The sequence below is a fragment of the Persicitalea sp. genome, assembly GCF_041751555.1.
GTDB lineage: Bacteria > Bacteroidota > Bacteroidia > Cytophagales > Spirosomataceae > Persicitalea.
In genome coordinates this window covers 1-2,161 of record NZ_JBGSXF010000443.1, presented here as the reverse complement: position 1 = coordinate 2,161, position 2,161 = coordinate 1, and the positions used below count along the sequence as shown (strand labels likewise).

The following is a 2,161-nucleotide window of genomic DNA, read 5'->3' as shown; positions in this document are numbered from 1 at the left end:
TGCCATTGATCGACCAGCATCGAGGCGTCGGCAATCCATTTCGAGGATTTGAGATTGGCGTTGGGGCCCCAAAAATTGAAGAGCGGAAATTGTCCCAGCTCGGTCTGCAAACGGTCGCGCAGTTCAGGCGGATGCGTGTAGCAGTCGGGCGATTTGACGCCATCGGCGTGGTACTGCGGGCGGGGCGTGGCCGAGTAATCGGCAGACGAGTACATATTATACCACCAAAACATCTTGGAGCAAGTGAACGAAGGATCGCGTTTTTTAGCGGCATCCCATATTTTTTCACCCTGCACCAAATGATTGGACTGCTTCCAGAATTTTACCTCGGCATCGTCGCGGTCGTACCAGCCGTTGCCCACGATACCGTTTTCGGCGGGCCATTTTCCGGTTATGTAGCAACTTTGCGCCGTGGTGGTCACGGCGGGCAACGCGGGTTTGATGGGGGTGAGGGTACGGCCTTTAAGGTACCCTTTCAGGAAGCGCGTATGCTCGCCGATGAGGTTGGCACTCAGCGCCACAATGTCGATAACGACGGTTTTTTGCATGATTGAAGTATCAAGATTTTTATCAAAAACTATAAATTTTCAAAAAACACACCTCTAGCGGGCTAACCGTTTTCTCAAATTGGCAATAACCTCTCGGGTTTCCTGGATTCTGGATTTCAGGCCCTGTTTATAGTACCAGGCCCTGAATTCGGGATTGTCACGATGGGTATCGAGTTCCTTTTCCAGTTCCCGGAGATATTCTTCGCTTTGCGACAAGTATTTCCCGGTGGTTTTTGGATTGTGAAAGCCACTGCCATTCACCGTAACGTAAACCGGCGTAGTGTGGGCGGCCTGAGTAGAATCACCAAAACAACGCGCGGCAATCCACATCCCTCGCTGCAAAGCTTCGAAAGGGTAAATGAGCGATAGATGCTCAGCAGATTGGCCTGGTTCGTTGCTGGTGACGCGGTTCAGCACCTGACCGTGGGCGATAAGTTCAAGCGCATAGAGTGGTACCTGCTCCGCTTGCCCATAGGCATGGACAGTGACGGTCAGCGAGTCGCCGGGCTTTACATCCAGCCGATCACCAGGCCGGGCTTTGTTTACCCGCAGGTCAAGCATCGGTCCGCTCGAAACAAAGGTGCGCCCGGCCGCGACTGCCTTTTGCCAGGCTGAGGCGCTGAAGGGTTCATCGAGATAGGTATAGAACCGGGCGTTGCCGATACGGGCCGTGCGTTCCGGCGTTCCATGTTCGTGATCCTGGCCACACCACGGAAAGTCTGAGCCGGCTACGGCCGTAAGCGGAAAGCCCAGATCGAGCATGCGGTAATATTGTTCGGTGCGGAGCGGCCGGGCCGAGACGCAATATTGCAGAATTTCCAACACATCGACTTTGCCGCGCAGGCCATCGAGCGTCAGGCCCCGATAGCCGTGAAAAGACTCGGCCTGATGCGCGTAGCCCGCAAGGCCGCCCCGTCGCCGAATCTCGTCGAACACTTTGTCGTAGTAATAATAACTCTGAGCAAAACGAACGGACGCATCAGCCCCAAAACCCAGCGCGTGTCCCAACTCGGGCGTTCGCGGGTCTTCCTGGCCCGACGTCAGCAAATGGTTGCCGCGCTGGTAAACGCCTTGCTCGCCAAAAGCGTACTGCGGGTAGTAGGTGGCCCAAAAATCGCCCATTTTTAACATGACCCCTACGTTCAAATCCTCGGCCCGAATCCAGTTGAGCAAAAATTCATTTTCACTGGGCGAACGCCTAATGTGAATGTGGTCGTCCGCCGAGTACCAGTGCCGCGCCGCCATATCGATCCAGCGTTTCAGTCGAAAGGTTTTTTGCAGGCTTACACCTGGTTCAATGGTTAGCTCATGGCTCTGGCGGAGAAATTCCGGGCCCTTCGACAAAGTCAGTTGGTAGTTTCCAGGCGCTAAATCAAGACTAAAAGCTCCATCTATGTAAAAAGAACTATCCGGCTGAAAGGCGTAGCCATCGGCATGATCCCACAAGCCGTAGGATACGGCAACGGCTTCGCCTGGAAGGGCGGGTATCGGCTTTCCTGACTGGGTGAGCCGGACGCGCACGGGTGTGGGCTTGTCGTTTTCGTCGTCTATTGTTCTGATACGAAGATTTCCCGTTGGTTGGCCAAAGCCCACCGCAGCCAATCGGAGTGACG

The 2,161-nt window shown here is 54.7% G+C and carries 2 protein-coding genes; both read right to left on the bottom strand.

The window, feature by feature from the left end; genetic code table 11:
- Nucleotides 1-548: alkaline phosphatase family protein (locus ACEW8P_RS15620; RefSeq protein WP_373514011.1), on the bottom strand; the 548-nt coding region annotated here is incomplete at its 3' end.
- Between the two features lie 54 nt (nt 549-602).
- Nucleotides 603-2,141 carry a CehA/McbA family metallohydrolase gene (locus ACEW8P_RS15615; RefSeq protein ID WP_373514012.1) on the bottom strand — a complete coding sequence of 513 codons (1,539 nt, stop codon included), beginning with the start codon at nt 2,139-2,141 and terminating at the stop codon, nt 603-605.
- Between the last annotated feature and the right edge of the window lie 20 nt (nt 2,142-2,161).